This is a genomic window from Shewanella scandinavica, from assembly GCF_031932065.1.
GTDB lineage: Bacteria > Pseudomonadota > Gammaproteobacteria > Enterobacterales > Shewanellaceae > Shewanella > Shewanella baltica.
This window is the reverse complement of record NZ_JAUOES010000002.1, coordinates 178,434-200,626: the sequence shown is the minus strand read 5'-3', so window position 1 is coordinate 200,626 and position 22,193 is coordinate 178,434. Positions and strand designations below refer to the sequence as shown.

Here is a 22,193-nt window from a genome sequence, read left to right as displayed (position 1 = left end):
AAAATAGTCAAATAGACAGGGAAGTAACGTGTAACAGTCTTAGAACTATCGCTTCATCTTCGGGTAAGTAAATTCATGGCATTGATTGCAATAAACTTTACTTTCTTTATGCTCCTGATGACAGTAAGTACAAGGTAAATCAGTACCATAATGTAAACTATCATGCGGATTGGGCTCGACCGAATGTCCGGCGCCTTCAGGTCGCTTAGTCAGCTTAGCCACATCCTGAGGAGAGCCATGACAGTTAGCGCAGACTGCTGCATCAGGTATGCTCTTACGCTTTAAATCACCATGACAGGTAGTACAGTCGGCCTGACTATTCTCACTTATCATCACATCCTTATGATAATCCTTAATATTCATCGCATTTGTTGTTATTGGCAGCATGAACATGCAACCAAGTAAAAGTGTATATAAGGGTTTTAACATCAGACTCTTCCTATGGCGGGGCAAACTGCCCCGCATAACATATTAATAATTAGCGATAAATTCAGTTGAGGCTTGGATATCAGGCGTGAATGGACGATCTTTTACTACAAATGGCACTTTTTCACGATATGCCTTGTACATGGCTTCGGTAGCTTTACCTAAATGAAGATCTGGATTGGACAACTTGCGTAGATCAATCGCTTGACTTGAATGCAGCAGCTCTAAACCGTAAATCACACGGGTGTTATCGACAATCTGAATCAAATTGTCAGCGGCAAACTTAAGGTTAGTGAAAGTATCTTCAATGCCCCCCGCAATGGAAATCCCATCAAATGACACTGGGGTCGCCAACTGTTTATTACGAACCTGCATATCTACAAATGCTTTTTGAATCGCGCCAAAAGCATGCCCATTATTTCCTGGAGCACTCAAAAAGCGTGGCAGTTTAGTAAAGTGATCATCGGATAAATGGACAGTGCGCATGACACTGTTATGGGATACATGTGTTAGTGCCACACTCAAATTTTGTACTGCTAGTGCGACAGGTAGAGGTTCAAAGTTAGTGGTTGGGAACACGCCACCTTGACCTTCGACCATGTACTTAGCAACCTGTGGAAATTTCGCATATTCATTGGATGCACCAACAATAACGGCAGGATTATCATCCGAATGATTTATTTGAATATTGATCACATCATTCAGCTCAGCCAAAGCATGCTCAGCGCTCGCTAAAGTATAAGCTGTCGTTCTATAACTTAGAGGGTCCTGCAGCGGACGTTCATCATTAAGCTGCCATAAATAGCTACCATCTAACTGTTTTAGAATGTCACTAGTAGTGGCTTTGATATAAGGGAAAGGACGAATATCATTGGTTTGTGGTAAAAATGGAGCAACATTACCGTTTAATCCTTCAAGGCTTAATCCAAACAATGTCGGGGATACGGATAATAGCTGTTTTGCCGCTTGCTGCCCTTGCATTGCATAAGCTACGGCAAAAGCGTTGTTAGACAGAATAGATAGCGCATCTTTACCCATAGGCACAAGTGGTGTAATTCCGGCATCCGCCATAGCATCCTTACTGCTAACACGTTGTCCCTTATAGAATACTTCCCACTCACCAACCATAGCCAACCCGACATGGGATGAGAGCAAAATATCCGCTTCACCTACAGTGCCATTTACAGGAATGACAGGCGTTAATCCCTTATTGAGATAAGCCTCATAAAGTTCAGCAACAAGAGGTTGAACCCCAGTTTGCCCTGCGAGCATAGTATTTAAGCGCACCGCTAAGGCTAATCGTGTTAAACGGATAGGTGCTGCATCACCGACTCCTGCACTATGGGCACGAAAGGTACTGTAGTTAAAGTTTCGAGATGCCTCTAGTACTGCATCACTCAGCTTGCCATTGGCATCAAATAACTTGTGGTCTTTGTTCAAACCAACGCCCACTGTTAGACCATAAACTGGCTTACCTAAACGAGCAGCTTCCATCAATAAGCCATTAGCCTTAACAAGTTGAGTTTTAGCTTGGGATGCTATTTTAACTTTAGCGCCATCGGCAATCGCCCATGCTTGTTCTTGCGTTAGATGTTTGCCATCAAGGACGACTTGCTCCATCGCTAAAGCACTCCCTGAGAGTAGGCTCAAAGTAAACGATGCCATCAAAACAGATTTATTCATCATCATTCTCCAATATATTGTTATTTATAATAAAATTTAATTATTCTTGCTTAAGCACTATCGCTTTTGCCGCTGCACAATTTCGGCCTGCGTTACGCCCTGTGACAACCCCCTCAGCAACAGCACAAGCACCTAAACGGCTAGCACCATGGATCCCACCCGTAGCTTCGCCTGCCGCATACAGCCCTGGAATGGCTTGGTTGGTGACTAAATGCAGTACTTCTGATCGGGTATTCACTTTAACGCCGCCCATGCAATAGTGAACTTTTGGCCACATACGGACGGCATACCAAGGTCCTTTATCTAGCACTATGGCCTCTTGCATTGGACGCGCGAACTCTTTGTCTGAGCCACTTTTTACCGCCTCATTCCAACGGGCGACTTGCGCCTTTAGTGCGTTCACTGGCATTCCATAGATAGTCGCAAGTTCCTCTAAGGTGTCTGCTTTACTAATCACCTTATATTTCAGTCCCCAATCTAAGGTTTGCGCCTTACTAGCCCCTTCTGCATTAGTGAAACCAATAGGATAAACAGGCTGACCATGTTCATCACGGCGAGTCATGATGGCGTCAGCTCTAGCTTTACGATCTGCAAGTTCATTGAAGAAACGTTCACCAGTGCGCACATCCACCACAATACCGTGGGGATAGGTCGCAATCGTGTTGAACTGGGATGCGGTACCAAAGCCCTTTTCATCGGGAGATGCCCATGGGCCGAGTTGAATTTGGTCTAAATGAATGGGGTTAGCGCCCAGGAGCATCATTTGCTTTAGCGCTTCTGAGGTTGCGCCTGCATGATTGGTTGAATCTAAGTCATTATTTAACTCAGGTAACTGCATCATGCGATATTCAATATCACGGCCAAAACCACCCGTTGCCATGACAACACCACAACGCGCGCCTATGCGACGTATTTTACCGGTTCGCTCATTAGGGAAATAAAAACCTTCACGAACTTCGACCCCAATCACACGACCATCGAGATCTTTCACAAAGCCTTCGAGCTTGGTCTGATTTCTCATCACCACGCCCTTATCTCTTGCAGCTTTAATCAATGGTCTGATAATACCCGCGCCAGAACTTTCAACCGTTTGCAAGACTCGCTGTACTGAGTGGCCACCAAAATGTTGAACGAAAGGTTTCCAATTAACCCCATAATCAATCAACCACTGACAGGATTCAGCCGTACCATTACAAACAAGTTTTAACATCTCAACATCGTTCATGCCCCGCCCTGCACTTAACATATCTGCAACCATGGCATCGACAGAGTCTTTGATTCCGGCCTGTTTTTGCAACTCAGACCCCGCCACAGCCATGGCACCGCCATTGATAGTTGAGTTACCACCAAAGACAGGCATCTTGTCCACCACCATAACGCTGACACCCGCCTCCCTCGCTTGCAGTGCCGCAGACATCCCAGCAAAGCCGCTGCCGACGACCAGCACATCTACAATCTCGTCGAATGCTTCAGGAACAGCATCGCAACTTGCTGTTGCAGGTAAGGCTATTGCAGCCCCAAAGCCCGCAGCCATCACAGCCCCACCTTTTAGCAACTGCCGACGGCCCGTATCAATATCTTGAGTTTTACTCATGCTTACTTCCTTCAATAATGGCTGGAACTTGTCAGCATGGAAGTGCATGCGCTGTGCCAAGCACCTAAAAAGAGGTAATTAAGTGGGGAACTTTGATTGGAGGCACGGAATCACGAAATATAAAGATCTACAATCACGATACTTAATGATTAACATGAAATATCAATGGAAAAACACTTTTATCACGAATCGACACTGAGATTATGCAGTAGCCTACAACTCGAAAAGTCCCTGCAAAGTTACTTCGAGTTTATTCGGGATGAACTGCCTATTGATGGGCTATTTATTAATATTTTTCGCAAACAATTTAATGACATACAATTTATTGCTCATGTCAATGCTAATCAATCATGTACCTTAGATAGGCAAATATCTATCCCTGAAGAACTGGCTAAGTGCTTAGATGATCCTCAACGCCCACGCGTGAGAATTGTTAATGATATTGAGCACGACCCAATCACAGCTTTAGTTGCGCCTAAGGTGATCAGTGGTATTCATTCGCTGATCATTTTGAGAATGTCTATCGAAAATACCCACCTTGGGATAGTCGGATTTTATGCCAAAACGACAGGCGTTTTTCGCCCTCGTCATGCTGATTTAATTGCTCCGCATATGCATGCATTAGCCTTAATCACTGCACTCAATTTACGCGGGCGTAACTTACTTAAAGAAAATGAAGCACTCTCAAAGCAGAATGTGAATCTTCGCAGAACACTGGATGTCCAAAATGGCGTAGTGGGAGCCAATTCAGGCTTGAAACACGTCATGCAGCAAGTGCAATCTATTGCCAAGATTAATACGACCGTCCTAATGCTGGGTGAAACGGGGTGTGGTAAAGAAGTGATAGCCAATGCTATTCACGAACTTTCTGAACGTTCGGACAAGCCCTTTATCAAGGTCAACTGCGGCGCCATTCCAGATACTTTGATTGACTCCGAACTCTTTGGTTATGAAAAAGGGGCATTCACTGGGGCTGAGTCCCGTAAAATTGGCTACTTCGAACAAGCCAATGGCGGCACTATCTTCCTCGATGAAATTGGTGAGCTACCATTATCCGCACAGGTGCGATTACTCCGTGTACTTCAAAATAGCTGTATCACCCGTGTGGGGGGACATGATGCTGTGCAGCTTGATATTCGTATAGTGGCTGCCACCCACAGAAATTTACAAGCTATGATACACAGAGAAGTGTTTCGGGAAGATCTTTGGTATCGCTTAGCTATTTTCCCTATTGAAATTCCGTCATTAAGGCAAAGACGTACAGATATTCCTTTACTAGTACAGCACTTTATTGAGCAACTAAGTGCAAAGTTTAACCTGCCTCAATTGCCAAGAGTTACACCGGAACAATTGAATATTCTGAATCAATACGCTTGGCCAGGAAATGTCCGAGAACTCATTAACGTGCTCGAACGGGCGATAATACAACAACCTTCAGGACCGTTAGATTTTGGCTTCCTTGCTCCACATCAGGGTGAGGAAATTACGACCCAAGCAAATCAAACCGTTATCATAGATCCAAACTATGCGAGCGATAAACTTGTGCCCCTTGATGTTATGACCAGAAAATATATTAGTCATGCACTGCGAATTACAGGTGGAAAACTCTATGGTCCAGGAGGTGCGGCTGAGTTATTGGACATCAATGCTAATACCCTGCGCAGCAAGATGAAGAAACTGGGTATTGTGTAATCTTTCATCGGCAACGATGACTCTATAACAAAAAGAAGACGTCGGTTAACGCGGTACACAAATAACAAAGGTCACATAAGTGACCTTTGAAAACTCAATGGCTAACAATAGAATCTAGAAGAAGTAACGAATACCCACTGCATAGTTGTTATCTTGCAGATCTTCATAGGCTTTATCATCCATGCTGCTGAAATCAATTTTTGCCTCGACATACATAATGGTATCGCGGCTATAACGATAGTGCAGACCTAACACAGCAAATTGGCGTGTCCATTTTCCTTGGATCGCTGTATCTTCATCAGTATCAAGATCTTGATATGTCAGTAATACACTCGGAACGAAACCATTATCATACTGGTAAGCAACAATAAACTCTGCTCCAGTTGAGTCATATAAATCTCCACCCACTAATTCGTTTTGCTCACTTTTATGGGCGTTAAAACCTACATATAAACCGTCTGCATCGCGACCAGGAGAATATTGATAGAAACTACCGTATTGTGCACCAATACCAATAATTTGGTTTGTGTTATCAACCTCTTTACCCGCAAGATTCCCAGTAAAATCGCCACGATTAAGTCCAGCTAATACTTTAAATTTATCAGTAAATTGATATGTCAAACTGGCACCATAACTAGGATCAAAACTCAATTCTGAACCATCACTCAACGAATGCCCTTGACTATCATACAAGGCAACATCGCTGTTTTGTTTTGAAGCATACTGCACTGCGACATGTAGATTACCGAAAGTATTACGATATTGCAGTGCCGCATCGGCACGTCCCGCCCCTGTTAAGCCACCGTCACCAAAGGTATAAGCACCCACAGACCATCCCGTAAATGCATTGAGCACATCTGTTGTGTAAGCCACATCATAATAAGCCCCCCACTGCTTCCCAAAAGTTATGGTCCCCCATTTCGCATGGGACATCCCAACATAACCCAGTCGATTGAAAAGAAAATCTGAATTTTTAGATGCCGATAACTGACCACCACCTTGGCCTTCTGTGTATATAAGACCGTCATCACTGGTCACCATGTTAATACCCCATTCGGTATGGGCAAAGGAGTTCCAGCCGTTTTTTTCATGGCGGTCAAAACGAAAACCAACACGAGAAAAATTATCGATCACGGAAGTTTCATGACCATCATTCAACGCAGCAAATCCTAACCAGCCTATCATATTAACGCTGTTCGTCTGGTCATTATACAGCTCAGCTGCCTGAGCAGCTCCCGTTAACAATAAGCTTGGGATCATCAAAGCAAGCAATGTCTTTTTCATTTCATCTACCTTTTAATTCAGCGAAATCACATATAATCACATGATTTATTTGATATATTATTTTCCCCAACTAATAGTAAGCAGGTTATATGCCACAGGCAGGGAAAGCTGAAAATCAAGGTGTTTTTTAGATACGGATCAGGCAATCTTGATATATCGTGATTGTCGGTTGTTAAATACCGTTAAATAAATTAAATGTCGTCATTACATCAACAGACAATAACGACATGTATGCTACAACTGTGTCATTACACTGCTGTTGTAGATTTGCGGCTATTAGAAGCTAAACGACTAGTTGATCGAGTTACCGAACTTTTAGAACTGGTATTTTTGGAACCATAGTTGTTGGAACCATCGTTTTTTGTTGTGCCGATGCCTTTCGCTGAACTTGATTTTTTAGAATACGACTTGCGATAACCAGATTTATTCCCAGCCGTTTTACGATAACCTTGGCCTTTTAAACCATTAAGCGCGGTGGGCAGTTGTGCTCCTGCGTTTTGAATAAGCGTGGATAAAGTACCGAGCAGCGGTTGCATAAAGGCTTGATAGGAGGTTTCTTTATGACAAATACCGTTCAAGCTAGCTTCCCAAAGGGCTGTCATGTCCGGCGTTGTTGCACTCGCGGGTAAGCTGTTAATTAATCCCTTACCCACATCCGTCGAAACGATAGATTTACCTAAGCGTTGTAAAAAACCGCGTTTAAACAGTAGTTCAATAATACCGGCACGGGTGGCTTCAGTTCCTAAGCCATCAGTTTCTTTGAGAATTTTACGGATCTCAGGGTCGGTTACGTAACGGCTAATCCCCGTCATAGCACCGAGTAAAGTGGCATCGGTAAAGGCCTTTGGCGGCTGAGTATTTTTCTCAAGTAACTCGCCTCGAGTACAATGCAAAGCCTGCCCTAGTTTCAAAGGCGGTAATTGGCCGATAAACTCGTCATTCTCCTCATCATCCTTACCCGCGCTTTCTTCCGTCGACTTGTTACCACTCGCCTTACTGCCATTTGGCTCTTGGCGGGCAAAGAGCTGCTTCCAGCCAAGAGATTTATCCTGACGCGCCTTGGTATTAAATAAGCCGCCCTCAATTGTCACTTGTACTGTGGTTTCACTGTAACAATAGGCCGGATAAAACTGGGCTAAGTATTGGCGGGCAACATGAAGATATAACTGCCTCTCACGCTGACTTAAGCTGGATAAGTTAGCCGTTTTCTCGGTAGGAACGATGGCGTGGTGGGCATCCACTTTTTTATCATCCCATGCCTTAGATTTAAGCCGTGGATCGGGGGCATCGGCGCCTTGCAGTAACTCAGCGGCACCGCTGCTAATCGCCTTAAGAACCGACGGCGCTAGGCTATGTTGCTCGACGGGCAAATAACGGCTGTCGGAACGGGGATAGGTAATGAGTTTATGGCGTTCATACAAACTCTGGCAGGTATCGAGCACATCCTTAGCACTCATTCCAAACCGTTTTGCCGCATCAATCTGCAACGCGGATAAGCTGTAGGGCAATGGCGGATTCTGTTTCTTGTCCTTAGCCACTAATTGAGTCACTAAGGCAGGTTTATCACTGATGCGACTCACCACATTTTGCGCTAATCCTCTGGCTAGTACTCGCCCTTCTTCGTCCATATAGGGCTGACAAGCTTCGCTGGGTTGCCACTTAGCGCTGAAGTTTTCCTGCTTTTCGGTCGCCAAATGCGCTAGCACTTCATAGAAAGGTTTAGATTGAAAATTAGCAATCTCTTCATCACGGCGCACCACTAGCCCGAGTAAAGGCGTTTGCACTCGCCCGACGGACAATACGCCTTGATAACCAACCTTTTTACCTTGGATAGTGTACGCGCGGGTCATATTCATGCCGTAGAGCCAATCGGCGCGGCTACGGGCTAAAGCCGATGTGGACAAAGGAATAAACTCGCGATTACTGCGCAGCTGCGTTAGCGCCCGTTTTACGGCTTGTGGGTTTAAGTCGCTGATCAGTAAACGCTGGGTTTGGTGTAGCTTATCACCCGTCACGCCAAGATAGGCAATCACTTCATCCACAAGCAACTGCCCTTCACGGTCGGGATCGCCCGCATTGACCAGCGTGTTGGCTTGTTTGACTAATCGTTTTAGCACTGTGAGTTGACTGCGGGTTGCGGCCTTAGGTTTTAGTTGCCACTTGTCTGGAACTATTGGCAAGTGCTCGAATTTCCACGACTTAAATTCGGGATTATAGGCATCGGGTTCTGCTTGTTCGAGCAAGTGACCTACGCACCAAGACACGCAATCGCCATTGGCGGCTTCGATAAATCCATCGCCTTTTTTATGGGGTTTAGGCAATACATCGGCAATGGCCCGCCCTAGGCTAGGTTTTTCAGCGATATAGAGGATCATACAAACACCAAGCACTGGATATAATTACAGTATAATTTAGCCCAAACGCCCGTTGAGTGCAAATTTCTGTGACAAACCGAGCTTAAATACCAAAGCTAAAGTGTAAATTCAATTGCGAATAGTTCTCAACAACAACTAGAATGCACTAAATTTTAGAGGAGTGGCTATGAGACAGTTTGCAATAAATGCGCGGCAGGCGATGACAATCAGTCCGGCATTGATACTAAGATTTAATCAGTTACTGCTATTTCATAGCCTGATGTTACTCGCGATAAGCATGCTCACCAGCACTTGGCTGGGACAAATGAAAATCATCAACATGCCTTTAGCATGGGGATTCATGTTAGTAATACCCATTGCGGTGAGTTTATCGCTACTGCTCAAACATCAAGTCACCCGCCATAGCTTAAGCAGCTTATTCGGGGTGTGGATGCTGCTGTGGATCTGGGGATAAACACGACAAAACCTATGGCGGAAAAGATCAGCAGCCTCGCTGCTCCAACAATGGATTGAGTACTCGGATGTCGAGAACAAACACTCATAGAAGTTCCCCCTCGCCCAATCGAGATACCTTTCCCAAGTAGCTGTTAACACTCCATAAAAAAGCCATAAAAAAAGCCAATGACATTATCACTGGCTTTTTATCCGCCTAACGTTTCACCTTATGGGTGACAGACGTTATGCAGCTCTAAGTTAGTACCGATATCTTTGTTACGATCCGCTTTAGCATCGTCATTACGCAGTTGCGTCAAGTGATCTAAATACGCTTGATCTACATCGTTAGTGATGTAATGACCATCGAAAACAGAGGTTTCGAAACGCTTAATCGCTGGATTTTCCATTCTTACCGCTTCGATTAAATCAGGTAAGTCTTGGAAAATAATGCCATCTGCACCAATTAACTTGGCGATTTCATCGGCATCACGGCCATGGGCGATCAACTCGTTTGACGTTGGCATGTCGATACCATATACGTTCGGGAAACGAATTTCCGGCGCGGCAGAGGCAAAATACACTTTCTTGGCACCCGCTTCACGGGCCATTTCGATGATTTGCTCAGACGTCGTACCGCGAACGATAGAGTCGTCCACCAGCAAGACATTTTTGCCTTTGAATTCAGTGTTAATCGCATTCAACTTGCGACGCACTGACTTCTTACGTTCCTGTTGACCCGGCATGATAAAAGTACGGCCAATATAACGGTTTTTCACAAAACCTTGGCGGTACGGTAAGTCCATGCAACGGGCAATTTCTAGCGCGATATCGCAAGAAGTTTCAGGAATAGGGATCACCACATCGATATCGTGATCGTACCATTCTTTCTTAATCTTCTCGCCAAGCTTAGCACCCATGTTTACGCGACTGGCATAAACAGACACTTTATCGATAGTCGAATCTGGACGGGCAAAATAAACGAATTCGAAGATACAAGGGGCATAGCTAGGTTCTGCTGCACATTGACGGGTATACAGCTGACCATCAATTGAAACGTAAATCGCTTCACCTGGCGCCACATCACGCATCACTTCAAAACCGACGGCATCGAGTGCCACGCTTTCAGAAGCGACCATATATTCAGTACCCGTTGGCGTTTCGTGCTTACCTAACACCAGAGGACGAATACCAAATGGGTCACGGAACGCGACTAGGCCTTGACCGATAATCATAGCCACAACCGCATAGGCACCACGAGCTTGCTGGTGTACGTTAGCGACCGCATCGAACACTTCTTCCGACGTCAGGGTCAAACTAGTGGTTTTTTGCAGTTCGTCGGCCAACAGGTTCAGCAACACTTCAGAATCCGAAGTGGTGTTCACATGGCGACGTTTTTTGATCAGCCCTTCGGCTAATTCGACTGTATTGGTTAAGTTGCCGTTGTGGGCTAAAGAGATCCCAAATGGCGAGTTAACATAGAAAGGCTGCGCTTCAGATGCGCTTGAACTGCCCGCAGTTGGATAACGCACATGCCCAATACCTGCATTACCTTGTAGGCGTTGCATGTGTTTGACTTCAAAAACGTCTTTGACCAGACCATTGGCTTTACGCAGTCTGAAAGCACCACGATCAATGGTCACAATACCTGCCGCATCCTGACCTCTGTGCTGCAACACTGTCAGTGCATCATAAATGGTCTGATTAACCGATGATTGGCCAACTATTCCGACGATACCACACATGGGTAAGCTTCCTCATTGTAAGATGTTCTATCACTTAGGATTAATTAATTTTCTTTCTTATAGTTTGGGTACAAAGCTGGAGGTGTTTTCCAAATAGTCAAAAAACCATTGAATGACAACGCCAAATTCGGGCACTAGCACAGAGTCCTTCCACCATTGGGTGTTGGGTGAACCTGTGAAAGCATCCATAAAAAACAGCAAGGCGCTCACAATTAGCGCGCCTCGAATAGCACCGAAACACAGGCCCAAGAGCCTATCAGTGCCAGATAATCCGGTTTTGACAACAAGTTGTCCGAGAATATAGTTAACTAAAGCGCCGAGTACCAAAGTGGTAATAAAGAGGATGGCAATAGAAACGCCATTACGCAGCATCTCATCGTTCATTTGAGTTAAGTGAACGGCAAGATCTTGGTAAAATTGGCTGGCAACAAAGAAAGCCGCGAACCATACCACTAAGGACATGGCTTCTTTGGCGAATCCGCGGATTAGACTGATGAGAGTCGATAATCCGATGACGAATATGATAGCGTAATCAATCCAAACCATTGAGATGGCTTTCCGACATGGGCTTTAAGACGGCGCGATTCTACCAGAGACTGAAACGATTCTCACCCCTAGAGAGGTAAATAAATCATTTTCAGTCGCTGATCTTATATCACCATTAAGATTCTAAGGGATTAAAAGGAACAATCCAGCCCTTAAGACGCGTGAGGTTTTCCACCTCAATTTGTATTTTCTTCAGCTTTGCCTCAGACACATCTGGCCCGACAAACACTTTGGTTAATACGCCATCTTTAGGATTTTCAGGGATAGTGTACGCTTTAAAACCACTCTTACGTAGCTGTGCAATCAAGGCTTTAACATTGGTTGCATTGTTAAAACTGCCAAGCTGCAAGGTAAAGCCACTTTTTAAGCTGTCACGGCTGGCAGCACTGGCTTTAGGCTTTTCTGCTTTGGGCGTTTCTGCTTTGGGCTTTTCAGTCTTAGCGACGGTTGGCGCTTTAGTCTCAGCTTTTTTAGCGGGCTCCGTTTTTACCGTCGTCTTAGGTGGCTCTTTTTTAGGTTCTGGTTTCGCTTCCGGCTTTTTAACTTCTGCTTGCTTAACCTCTGGCTTCTTCACTTCAGGTTTAACGTCCGCCTTAACGTCTTGCTTAGCGATGGTAGCTGACTTGTCACTGTCTGCATTATTGCCTGTCTCAGCTAAGGCAACATCTGCCCCACTCAGCGCAGCAGCATCTTCGGCCGACAAGACTTCAAACATATCATCGTCGGCTTGTTGCTGCTCAATCACAGTCGGACGCAAAGGTATTTCAGAAAATTGCTCTTCTTGGCGATCTTTTTTGCCATCCAAAATATCCGGCAAAAAAATCACTCCAAGCGCAACCAGCACCACAGTGCCGACTAAACGATTATGAAACTGGCTAGACAAAACGGACTTCCTGCATAAATTGAGACTTAAAACCTGCCACAGTGTAAAAGGAGCCAAACACAATTACCACATCATCTGGGTTAATTTGCGCTTTTAATGCCGACCATGCCTCAACTATGCCCTCAAACTCAAATGCGCTGGCCTCGGGTGCTAAGGTTTTGCGTAGCATGGCAGAACTCGCGCCACGCTCCCCATGAAGACTCACTAAATACCAAGTGTCGACCAGAGGATGAAGCACAGGCAACACGCCCGCAATATCTTTATCCTTCAACATGCCACAAAGGGCAAACACCCGCTTACCTACAACCATTGGCGCTAATTGCTGCACCAAAAACCGCGCCGCATGGGGATTATGCGCCACATCGAGTAGCACTAACGGCTGCTCATTCACCCGCTCTAATCGACCGGTTAACCGAGCAGTGCTAATGCCCTGGGCAATAATAGCGGGCGCGATATCCGGCCAACCCTGTTCAATTACGGCCAATACCGTGGCCGCATTAGGTAGCGGCAAGGTCGGTAACGCTAAATCGTGCAGTTTGAGCACTTGGCCTTGAAAGTCCCACAGATTGCCATGGACTTGATAACTGAATTCGTTGCCGACGCGATACAAGATGGCACCAACGTCATTGGCAACATCATTGACGGTATGCGGCAAGTTGGGCTCGCCGACAATCGCAGCTTTACCGTGACGGAAAATACCCGCCTTTTCACGGCCGACGAGTTCACGGGTATTCCCCAGATAACTTTCATGATCTAAATCGACCGAGGTCACCACGCTGATATCGGCATCGATAATATTGGTGGCATCTAACCGTCCACCTAAACCGACTTCTAAGATGACTACATCCAGCTTAGCGGCTTTAAACAGTATCAGGCCCGCAAGCGTGGCGTATTCAAAAAAGGTCAGGGAAATCTCGGCGCGCGCCGCTTCAATTTGCTCAAAGGCGGCGACAAAGGCGCTATCACTGGCGTCGCTGCCATTAATACGCACTCGCTCGTTGTATTTCAGCATGTGCGGCGAGCTGTATACGCCCACAGTCAAACCCGATAATCGCAGAATATTTTCCAGCATGGCGCAAGTTGTACCTTTACCATTTGTGCCAGCGACTGTGACTATCTTGCTTTGGCCTAAATCTAATAGGCCAAGGGTTTTCGCGACCTTAGAAACACGGGTTAATCCCATATCGATTTCGGTTGGATGTATGGATAACAAATAATCCAACCACTGTTCCAATGCTGCATTTGACGCTGGCGCTGTTAGCATGTCCGTACATCCTCGTATTCGATGCCATTTAATCGTTTAACTACACTATTGGCGTTTTGCGGACAGTCTTTAGCAGACTGCCGCGCCATACTAAACTCAATGTTCAAGCGAAGTTCACGCGAGATAAATAAAGCTGTGCTAATGTTTCATTCAGCAGCTTTTTAATCCAACAATTCTGCTCATCCAACCGCTCTTGCTAATCCAACAACTTTTCTAGTCCAACATAAATAATGGCCCAAGGGCGAGTTTAGGCAATTGATATTGTTCTGGATAAGTCACATCAACTAAATAAAGCCCATGGGGTTTAGCCGTCGCTGCGGCTTGGTTTCTGTCTTTTAACGCGAGCAAATCACCCATCCACGTCAGCGGCTGATTGCCTAAACCGATTTCTAATAATGAACCGACGATATTGCGCACCATGTGGTGTAAAAAGGCGTTGGCGGCGATATCGACAATCACATACATGCCTTGGCGCGTAACATTGACGCAATGTACATTACGAAACGGCGTTTTTGACTGGCACTGGACTGCGCGAAAGCTGGTAAAATCTTGCTCACCTAAGAGTGCCTGCGCCGCTTGGTGCATTCTGTCAGCATCGATATCACCGTGATAATGGCTGACACCATGGCGTAAAATCCCAGGGCGAAAACTGTGATTATAAATCACATAACGGTAGCGTCTGGCGGTGGCCGAAAAGCGCGCGTGAAAACTGTCGTCGACTTCTTTAACCCAACGCACGGCAATATTGTCGGGTAAATTGGCATTTACCCCTAAGGTCCATGCGCCTTCATTACGAATGGCATTGGTTTCAAAATGAACCACTTGGCCCGTGGCATGCACGCCCGCATCGGTACGGCCAGCGCAGAAGACGCCGATAGGCTCGTTGGCCACTATCGATAACGCCCGTTCTAATTGCGCTTGTACTGAATCGACTTCGGCCTGACGTTGCCAGCCAAAATAACCATTGCCGTCATATTCAATACCTAATGCAATCCGCATCCACTTTTCCTCACAATTGATTTAGCGGCGCATTTTATCACAGCAGCCCATAAAAAAAACGGCGCTGAAGGCGCCGTTAGGTTGAAACTCTCTCAATCGGGATTAACTCATCTCTTTGAGTAAACGTCCGGCTTCATCTTGCTGGCGCTCATTACCGTCAATTTGCACTTCTTTGAGCAGGGCTTTGGCGCTGTCGCTGTCGTCAATTTCGATATAAGCGCGGGCTAAATCCAGCTTAGCGTTGACTGAGTTTTCTTCATCATCGACATCAATCATAGCGGCATCGCCAATTAAGGCTCCGACATCACTCATTTCCACGTCGACTTCCGAATACAAATCGGTATCAGTGCCGTCTTCATCGGCATCATTCAACAACTTGTCGATGTCGATAAAGCCGTTTTCATTTTGGAAATTCGTTAAATCATGCTCAGGAACAAACTTCTTCTGTGCTTTACGCGACTCTTGAGCATCGAGTGCAGCTAACGCTTCATCGACAGTGAGATCATCGACGAGTGAAAAACTGTCTTCCGACGTCAGTACATCTTCATCGTCATCAAAATCGGTATTGGCCGTGAAAGCAGCGAGTACATTATCGTCGCTTAAATCGAGGCCTTGCTCAGAATCGTCAGCATCGTCTTGGGTATCGAGTTTAAAATCTTCACTAAAATCAACATCGTTACGCGTCGCCTTAATCGGCTTCTCTTGAGTCGCATCATCCGGAGTAGGCGTATCAGCTAGCGAAGCATCGGCATTAGGCTCGACATCATCGACATCCGTTTCAGCGGCGGCATCGGCTGGCGTCGCAGCAGGTTTGGCCTTAGGCGCAAAATCAAGCTCTGAGTCCCAATCAAGCACGTGGGGATCTTTGCTCTTATTGGCTTTTAAATCATTAAAGAAAGAAGACTCTTTTTCCTTAACACTCGCTGCCGCGGTAGCGGCTGCCAAAGTGGCTGCTGCCGTAGTCAGGGCGTCAGAATCATCATCTTCACCCAACTCTTCAACTAACGAGAAAGTATCATCAGTGCCATCAATCGAGTGAGACGCACCAATACCTTTGAGTAAATTGTCTTCATCTGTGGCGTTATCGTCCGCATCAAGCTGCGCCGTTTCCATATCGAAGTCGAATTCATCTTCATCGGCATCGAGTTGCTCTGGCACATCAAATTCAGCTAAAAGCGCATCTAAATCTTCATCGCCTGACGCTTCGCCCTTGATATCTTCCGGTAACGAAGCTTCTAGCTCTGCGGCAATTTCTGCACTGATCGCATCATCTTCGGTATCGTTTTGTGCATCGTCTTCGGCATTGTCTTCAGCATCAACTTTGATTTCAGGCTCAGCATCAAAACTCGCCAGCAACGAATCGATATCATCGGATTCATCTACGCCTAATTCATCCAGTTCATCGTCTAACTCGGCGGCGATTTCAGCGCCAAGATCGAGTTCAGCTTTGGGTTCTACTGGTTTATCGAAATCGGCTAACAGCGCATCGATATCGTCAGTGTCTTCGACGCCAAGCTCATCAAGCTCAGCATCTAACTCGGCGGCAATCTCAGCCCCCAGATCAGGCTCGACTTCGGGCTCTGCTGGTTTATCAAAATCCGCTAACAGCGCATCGATATCATCAGTGTCTTCTACGCCCAGTTCATCCAGCTCTGTGTCTAACTCGGCGGCAATTTCAGCGCCAAGATCAGGCTCAACTTCAGGTTCTGCTGGTTTATCGAAATCTGCTAACAAGGCATCGATGTCGTCGGTATCTTCTACGCCCAGCTCATTAAGCTCGGCGTCTAACTCGGCGGCAATTTCAGCGCCAAGATCAGATTCGACTTCAGGTTCAGCGGCTGGCGTTGGTTTATCGAAATCGGCCAATAGGGCATCGATATCATCAACCTCTTCGCCGCCCAGTTCATCATCTAGCTCATCATCGAGTTCTGCGGCGATGGCGGCACTGAGATCTTCATCGTCAGACTCAATAGATGCTGTTGCAGGTTCTTTTGCCGTTTCTGGATCTTCAGCAGGAACACTAAACTCGGCAAGTAAGGCATCAAGATCATCGTCATCGGCGACGGCTTCATTGGCAGGTTGAGTATCTTCTACTTCAACGTCTTCTTCAGCTAAATCGCTAGCAAAGTTTCGTTCTAATTCACTTAAATCGTCTTCAGCTTCAGTGCTGTCTTCTGAACCTAGGCCCGCTAATAGCGCATCGAGATCGGCTTCCTCAAGAATATTGTCAGATTTAGGTTTCTCCTCAACAATATCCTCTTCCTGATCGCCCATGGCTTCGGCCCACAGGTCATCAAGAGATTGCCCTTCGTCTTCAACCTCAGGTTCGGCAGAGAGACCCGGATCGACAAACATTTCAGACGCCATATCCATCTGATCGTTTGAGTCAGTCAAATCTTGCTCAGGCTGTAAATCGACGCTGCCCATATCAAGTAGGCTATCGATAGAGTCGGCATGGTCGGTATCTAAATGCACCGCCATATCATCTAAGTCGTCATCATCCATGTCCATGATGGCAGTACCGGCAACGCCAGCAGCACCCGCGGCCATAACCGCTTCTTGCGCCTGCATTTCACGACGTTCTTTATTACGCTTACGGCGCAGCAACCAGAACACCGCCAGTAACAAGAACAAGGCAGGGATCACAGCGGCAGCAATCATTAACACTGGACTATTAAGGATATTACGCCATAAATCATCGGGCTCAGCGGGAGCCTGAGTCTCAGCTTCAGCCGTTCCCGTTGCCATCTCTGGCGTTTGGGCAGCTTCAACTTCAGCTTTCAAAGCTTGATTTTGCAGTTTGCTGGCTTGCAGGGTTTCTTCTAGCACGGCAATGCGTTGATTCAATTCTTCAACTTTCACTTTTAGCGCTTCAACATCTGAAGTGCGGACAGTGAGTTGATCTTGGGTGCGAGCTAATTCATCGGTTAATGACAGATTTTTACTTTCAGCTGCTTCTAAGCGCGACGTTACATCAGAGCTCAGCATCTTAGGCTTGTCTGGCGCCGGCGTTTCTACCACTGGCACTTTAGGCGGCGTCACTTTGGTTTCAGTGATAACTTTGGTTTCAGCAATCACGACAGGAGCAGTAACAGGGGCTTGCGTGGTGACTTTAGCAGCAGGTTTCTGCACCGCTTTCGCTGGCGCACGGGATTGTCTGTCGCTTTGCTCTGCTCTTGCTATCGCCATACTATTGGGAATCGACAGCATGACTTCTTTAGACGGGATCAGCAGGATCATGCCACGTTCTAAACTGTTGTAGCTGGAAGAGTTAAACGCATGGGGGTTAGCATCATATAGCGCGGCCATCACTTGATAGACGCTGACACTGGCATCGGGACGGACTTTTTGCGCTATGCTCCAAAAAGTGTCTCTGGATGTCGTTGGGCCATATTGATGATTAACTTGACGGATCTGTCCGTCTGGCCCCATGATTTTTAAGGGTTTTAATCTTGGCGTATCTGCTGCAACGGCGGGATCAATAAAATAAGCGGTAGAAGAAACAGCTAAAACAGTGGCCATTAGACCCACAAGATACGAAGTGCGAAATTTCATCAATCCTTCCCTTTGAAGCGCTATAAAGTTATCTCGCTGATAACAGGCTTTAGGCAATTGTATTTATTGAGATTACTATAAACCAGAAATCCCTGCCCTGCTACTGTTCACAATTGTAAAACAAAAAAAGCCTGCTGACAGCAGGCTTTTTCAATGGGCATGAAATGCAATCTCGTGCTTAGTAATAATCTCTCACTAAGATCTCGGCAATTTGCACACTGTTCAAGGCTGCGCCCTTACGAATATTGTCTGACACCACCCACAGGTTAATCCCGTGAGAATGAGAGATATCCTTACGAATGCGGCCAACATAAACCGGATCGGTACCAGCACCATCGGTTACAGCCGTTGGATAGTCATCATCTGACTCAAACAATACCACTCCTTCGGCATTACGCAGTAAAGCTTTAACGTCTTCTGCATCGACAGGCTGACGAGTTTCGATATTAATGGCTTCCGAGTGACCATAAAACACAGGTACACGTACGGCGGTTGCATTCACTAAAATCTCATCGTCACCGAAAATCTTCTGGGTTTCCCAGACCATTTTCATTTCTTCTTTGGTATAGCCGTTATCCATAAATTTATCGATTTGCGGCAATACGTTAAAAGCAATTTGCTTTGGATAAACTTCGGCTTCAGCAGGCAAACCTTGCAGCAGTTTAGTACACTGATGCGCTAACTCTTCAATGGCTTTTTTACCTGTACCCGAAACCGACTGGTACGTTGCCACATTAATGCGGCTGATACCATAGGCATCATAAATAGGCTTAAGCGCCACTAGCATTTGAATGGTTGAGCAATTTGGATTAGCGATGATATTGCGATTACGGAAATCGGCGATAGCATGCGGATTCACTTCGGGTACGACCAAAGGAATATCGATGTCGTATCTAAAGTGCGAGGTGTTATCGATAACAACACAACCCGCTTCTGCCGCAATCGGTGCCCATTTGGCGGAAACATCACCCCCTGCTGAGAAGAAACCAATTTGAGCTTGGGTCCAATCGAAGGTTTCTACGTCGAGAATGGTAATTTGTTTGCCATGAAAGCTGACCGTTTCACCGGCGCTGCGGCTACTGGCTAAAGGGTACAAATTGGCAACCGGGAAATTACGCTCTTCGAGGATCTCTATCATTGTTTGACCCACTGCGCCCGATGCACCTAAAACGACAACATTAAATTCCTGTGACATAGCTACTGACCGACTCCTGAAAAACCTAAATTAGACAACCAATCTACCTCAGATTGACCGTCATAAGCCAGCGCCAATGCACTAAATTCGCGTCTATGTTGGTGATTTTTTCTCATAGTGTCGAAGCCATTCTCATTTAAGAATGTATTTCTAAACATCTTGTCATCATCGCGCAAATCATAGACAAAACGCGCGAGCTGCAATAACGCTTTTTCATTCGGCGCGGTCGCAAGTTCGACCGCCTTAATGTTAAAGGTTGGCAAGAGATCCAGCAGGCTTTTATCGGCAGTAATATTCAACAACTGACACAGGTTTTGGTAGAGCATAAAAGTGCCGCGCGCCTTACCTTCTAAACTGTAACCTGCGATATGCGGCGTAGCAAACTCTGCCAATGGTACCAACTCGGGCAGCGGTGTTGGCTCGCCTTCCCACACATCGAGCACTAATTTAAGATCGTCACGTTGCTGCTTCACTTTAATAAGCGCCTGATTATCTATCACATCACCGCGGCAGCAATTCACTAACCATGTATTGGGTTTGAGTGCCTTTAAGCGCGCCTCATCGAACAAATGCTTGGTTTTATGCTCGCCAGTGCGTGTGATGGGCACATGTAAACTGATGATATCGGCCTGCGCCATGATGGTTTCTAAGCTCACAAAACTGCGCGGATCGCCCTCTGCAGCTTTGATGGGATCGTTAAGCAGTACTTTAATACCATAGGCTTGCAAACATTTTGCCGTCGCAGTGCCAGTGTTGCCCGCGCCCACTATGCCGACGACCTTGCCCTTAAGTGGCGAATTAAAGCGCTGCGCTAGCTCCAGCATAGCGATAAAAGCAAACTCTCCGACCGCAGTCGCATTGCAACCTGGTGCATTAGAGAAGGGAATATTACGCTCAGCAAGATAGGCTAAATCCACATGATCTGTGCCTATGGTGGCACTGCCGACAAATTTCAGCTTGTTATTGCCTGAGAGCAACTCGGCATTCACTTTGGTGACCGAGCGCACTAATAGCACATCAGCCTCGCGCACTTGCTCTGCGGTTAACGTACGGCCGTTAACAGGAATAATGTCCCCGAGATCGCCAAATAGCGGTTCAACATAGGGCATATTTTCATCGACTAAAATCTTCATGGGCACCTGATCGGATAAAAGTGGGAATGGAAGGCATCAAGATGCTCGGTATTCTAACAAGACTAATGGGATAAATCCCTGCCTATGCAACAGGTTCACATAAAACGCCCATAAAAAAGGGAAGCCTAAGCTTCCCTTCTATCGCGTTTGATAAACAAACTTATTTGAATTTACGCATCACTAGCGTGGCGTTTGTACCGCCAAAACCAAAGCTGTTACTCATGACTGTATTCAGCTCAGCATCGCGATATTCACGAACGATAGGCATGTCTTTCGCCGCGTCGTCCAGATTTTCGATATTGATGCTTGGGGCAATAAAGCTGTTTTCCATCATGATTAAGCTGTAAATCGCTTCATGTACGCCTGCGGCGCCTAATGCATGACCTGTCATAGACTTAGTCGATGCAATCGGTGGGCACTTGTCTTTGAATACTTCACGTAGCGCTTCTAATTCACGTACGTCGCCCACTGGCGTTGAAGTGCCATGAGTGTTGATGTAATCGATTGGGGTATCGACATCCATCATCGCCATTTGCATACAACGCACTGCGCCTTCGCCAGATGGCGCTACCATGTCATAACCGTCTGAAGACGCGCCATAACCAATCACTTCTGCGTAAATTTTTGCGCCGCGAGCCAGAGCATGCTCTAACTCTTCAACCACCAAAATACCGCCGCCGCCAGAGATCACAAAACCATCACGGTCTGCATCATAGGTACGAGAGGCTTTTTCTGGTGTGGCATTGTACTTAGTTGACAGTGCGCCCATAGCATCAAAGCCCATGGTCAGCGTCCAATCCACTTCTTCTGCACCACCGGCAAACACCATGTCTTGCTTACCCATTTGGATAAGTTCAACGGCGTGACCAATACAGTGGGCGCTGGTTGCACAGGCTGAACTGATAGAATAGTTCATGCCTTTAATTTTAAATGGCGTTGCTAAACAAGCGCTGGCCGTGCTCGACATGATGCGAGGCACAATATACGGACCAACACGTTTGACGCCTTTTTCACGCAGTGTATCGGCAGATTGCACTTGGTTAGACGATGATGCGCCGCCTGTACCGACAATCAAACCGACGCGCGGATCTGAATACTGCTCTTCAGTTAAATTGGCATCGCTAACGGCTTCTTGCATCGCAATGTAAGCATAGGCAGCGGCATCGCCCATGAAGCGTAGCGCTTTACGATCGATATGCTCAGCAGGGTTTAACTTGATGTCACCCCATACGTGGCTACGTAACTGCATCTCTTCAAACTGAGCTGAATGCGTAATACCACTGCGGCCCGCTTTCAGTGACTCGGTCACTTCTTGCTTGTTATTACCGATACTTGAAACAACACCCATTCCGGTGATCACGACTCTTTTCATTTTATTGCTATCCAT

16 protein-coding genes are annotated in these 22,193 nt (G+C 46.3%); 2 read left to right on the top strand and 14 right to left on the bottom strand.

The window, feature by feature from the left end; translation table 11 throughout:
• Positions 1 to 45: 45 nt before the first annotated feature.
• From Q4Q50_RS02360 to Q4Q50_RS02350, 3 genes are read right to left on the bottom strand one after another with little or no spacing between them, the layout of a single operon-like run.
• Positions 46 to 429 (bottom strand): cytochrome c3 family protein, encoded by a 384-nt coding sequence (locus Q4Q50_RS02360; RefSeq protein ID WP_311898203.1) that lies wholly within the window; start codon positions 427 to 429, stop codon positions 46 to 48.
• A 42-nt stretch (positions 430 to 471) separates the two neighbouring features.
• Entirely contained in the window at positions 472 to 2,109 is a 1,638-nt protein-coding gene (locus Q4Q50_RS02355) for an HAL/PAL/TAL family ammonia-lyase (protein ID WP_261272891.1), read from the bottom strand.
• Between the two features lie 40 nt (positions 2,110 to 2,149).
• The gene (locus tag Q4Q50_RS02350) at positions 2,150 to 3,703 is read right to left on the bottom strand and encodes a flavocytochrome c (RefSeq protein WP_311898201.1); all 1,554 of its coding nucleotides are present in this window, start codon (positions 3,701 to 3,703) and stop codon (positions 2,150 to 2,152) included.
• A 165-nt stretch (positions 3,704 to 3,868) separates the two neighbouring features.
• Between Q4Q50_RS02350 and Q4Q50_RS02345 the strand changes: the two genes are divergently transcribed.
• Complete coding sequence (locus tag Q4Q50_RS02345) at positions 3,869 to 5,395, top strand: sigma-54 interaction domain-containing protein (RefSeq protein ID WP_311898200.1); 1,527 nt, start codon at positions 3,869 to 3,871, stop codon at positions 5,393 to 5,395.
• Between the two features lie 114 nt (positions 5,396 to 5,509).
• On the opposite strand, the gene Q4Q50_RS02340 is transcribed toward Q4Q50_RS02345, so the two are convergent.
• The gene (locus tag Q4Q50_RS02340) at positions 5,510 to 6,679 is read right to left on the bottom strand and encodes a porin (protein WP_311890754.1); all 1,170 of its coding nucleotides are present in this window, start codon (positions 6,677 to 6,679) and stop codon (positions 5,510 to 5,512) included.
• A 248-nt stretch (positions 6,680 to 6,927) separates the two neighbouring features.
• Positions 6,928 to 9,054, bottom strand: a complete 2,127-nt coding sequence (locus Q4Q50_RS02335) for a DNA topoisomerase III (protein WP_311898199.1) — start codon at positions 9,052 to 9,054, stop codon at positions 6,928 to 6,930.
• A 166-nt stretch (positions 9,055 to 9,220) separates the two neighbouring features.
• Here Q4Q50_RS02335 and Q4Q50_RS02330 point away from each other — a divergent pair, with 166 nt between their 5' ends.
• The gene (locus Q4Q50_RS02330; RefSeq protein WP_311898198.1) at positions 9,221 to 9,508 is read left to right on the top strand and encodes a hypothetical protein; all 288 of its coding nucleotides are present in this window, start codon (positions 9,221 to 9,223) and stop codon (positions 9,506 to 9,508) included.
• 208 nt (positions 9,509 to 9,716) lie between these two features.
• On the opposite strand, the gene purF is transcribed toward Q4Q50_RS02330, so the two are convergent.
• The 9 genes from purF to fabB all read right to left on the bottom strand — a co-directional run bounded on the left by purF (position 9,717) and on the right by fabB (position 22,178).
• Complete coding sequence (gene purF / locus Q4Q50_RS02325; RefSeq protein WP_006085457.1) at positions 9,717 to 11,231, bottom strand: amidophosphoribosyltransferase; 1,515 nt, start codon at positions 11,229 to 11,231, stop codon at positions 9,717 to 9,719.
• A 57-nt stretch (positions 11,232 to 11,288) separates the two neighbouring features.
• Positions 11,289 to 11,777: a CvpA family protein gene (locus tag Q4Q50_RS02320; protein ID WP_006082220.1), complete on the bottom strand. Its 489-nt coding sequence runs from the start codon at positions 11,775 to 11,777 to the stop codon at positions 11,289 to 11,291.
• A 115-nt stretch (positions 11,778 to 11,892) separates the two neighbouring features.
• Entirely contained in the window at positions 11,893 to 12,660 is a 768-nt protein-coding gene (gene dedD / locus Q4Q50_RS02315; protein WP_311898196.1) for a cell division protein DedD, read from the bottom strand.
• The gene (folC, locus tag Q4Q50_RS02310) at positions 12,653 to 13,924 is read right to left on the bottom strand and encodes a bifunctional tetrahydrofolate synthase/dihydrofolate synthase (RefSeq protein ID WP_311898195.1); all 1,272 of its coding nucleotides are present in this window, start codon (positions 13,922 to 13,924) and stop codon (positions 12,653 to 12,655) included. Before folC ends, dedD begins: the two co-directional genes overlap by 8 nt.
• Positions 13,925 to 14,137: 213 nt before the next feature.
• A complete protein-coding gene (gene truA / locus Q4Q50_RS02305; protein ID WP_006085461.1) occupies positions 14,138 to 14,923 on the bottom strand; it encodes a tRNA pseudouridine(38-40) synthase TruA in 786 nt (261 codons plus the stop codon).
• A gap of 102 nt (positions 14,924 to 15,025) precedes the next feature.
• Complete coding sequence (locus Q4Q50_RS02300) at positions 15,026 to 18,478, bottom strand: FimV/HubP family polar landmark protein (RefSeq protein WP_311898194.1); 3,453 nt, start codon at positions 18,476 to 18,478, stop codon at positions 15,026 to 15,028.
• Positions 18,479 to 18,656: 178 nt separating this feature from the next.
• Positions 18,657 to 19,673, bottom strand: coding sequence for an aspartate-semialdehyde dehydrogenase (locus tag Q4Q50_RS02295; protein ID WP_006085463.1), 1,017 nt, complete (start codon positions 19,671 to 19,673; stop codon positions 18,657 to 18,659).
• A 2-nt stretch (positions 19,674 to 19,675) separates the two neighbouring features.
• Entirely contained in the window at positions 19,676 to 20,806 is a 1,131-nt protein-coding gene (locus tag Q4Q50_RS02290) for a 4-phosphoerythronate dehydrogenase (protein WP_071939567.1), read from the bottom strand.
• A gap of 160 nt (positions 20,807 to 20,966) precedes the next feature.
• On the bottom strand, positions 20,967 to 22,178 hold the full coding sequence (gene fabB, locus Q4Q50_RS02285; RefSeq protein WP_037391053.1) for a beta-ketoacyl-ACP synthase I: 1,212 nt from the start codon (positions 22,176 to 22,178) through the stop codon (positions 20,967 to 20,969).
• Between the last annotated feature and the right edge of the window lie 15 nt (positions 22,179 to 22,193).

What these genes read in the sequence shown, in the direction of transcription:
- Q4Q50_RS02320 (WP_006082220.1), bottom strand. Translation starts at nt 11,777, where the DNA reads ATGGTTTGGATTGATTACGCTATCATATTCGTCATCGGATTATCGACT.
- truA (WP_006085461.1), bottom strand. Translation starts at nt 14,923, where the DNA reads ATGCGGATTGCATTAGGTATTGAATATGACGGCAATGGTTATTTTGGC.
- purF (WP_006085457.1), bottom strand. Translation starts at nt 11,231, where the DNA reads ATGTGTGGTATCGTCGGAATAGTTGGCCAATCATCGGTTAATCAGACC.
- Q4Q50_RS02335 (WP_311898199.1), bottom strand. Translation starts at nt 9,054, where the DNA reads ATGATCCTCTATATCGCTGAAAAACCTAGCCTAGGGCGGGCCATTGCC.
- Q4Q50_RS02295 (WP_006085463.1), bottom strand. Translation starts at nt 19,673, where the DNA reads ATGTCACAGGAATTTAATGTTGTCGTTTTAGGTGCATCGGGCGCAGTG.
- Q4Q50_RS02345 (WP_311898200.1), top strand. Translation starts at nt 3,869, where the DNA reads ATGGAAAAACACTTTTATCACGAATCGACACTGAGATTATGCAGTAGC.
- Q4Q50_RS02300 (WP_311898194.1), bottom strand. Translation starts at nt 18,478, where the DNA reads ATGAAATTTCGCACTTCGTATCTTGTGGGTCTAATGGCCACTGTTTTA.
- fabB (WP_037391053.1), bottom strand. Translation starts at nt 22,178, where the DNA reads ATGAAAAGAGTCGTGATCACCGGAATGGGTGTTGTTTCAAGTATCGGT.
- Q4Q50_RS02290 (WP_071939567.1), bottom strand. Translation starts at nt 20,806, where the DNA reads ATGAAGATTTTAGTCGATGAAAATATGCCCTATGTTGAACCGCTATTT.
- Q4Q50_RS02355 (WP_261272891.1), bottom strand. Translation starts at nt 2,109, where the DNA reads ATGAATAAATCTGTTTTGATGGCATCGTTTACTTTGAGCCTACTCTCA.
- Q4Q50_RS02350 (WP_311898201.1), bottom strand. Translation starts at nt 3,703, where the DNA reads ATGAGTAAAACTCAAGATATTGATACGGGCCGTCGGCAGTTGCTAAAA.
- Q4Q50_RS02360 (WP_311898203.1), bottom strand. Translation starts at nt 429, where the DNA reads ATGTTAAAACCCTTATATACACTTTTACTTGGTTGCATGTTCATGCTG.
- folC (WP_311898195.1), bottom strand. Translation starts at nt 13,924, where the DNA reads ATGCTAACAGCGCCAGCGTCAAATGCAGCATTGGAACAGTGGTTGGAT.
- Q4Q50_RS02340 (WP_311890754.1), bottom strand. Translation starts at nt 6,679, where the DNA reads ATGAAAAAGACATTGCTTGCTTTGATGATCCCAAGCTTATTGTTAACG.
- Q4Q50_RS02330 (WP_311898198.1), top strand. Translation starts at nt 9,221, where the DNA reads ATGAGACAGTTTGCAATAAATGCGCGGCAGGCGATGACAATCAGTCCG.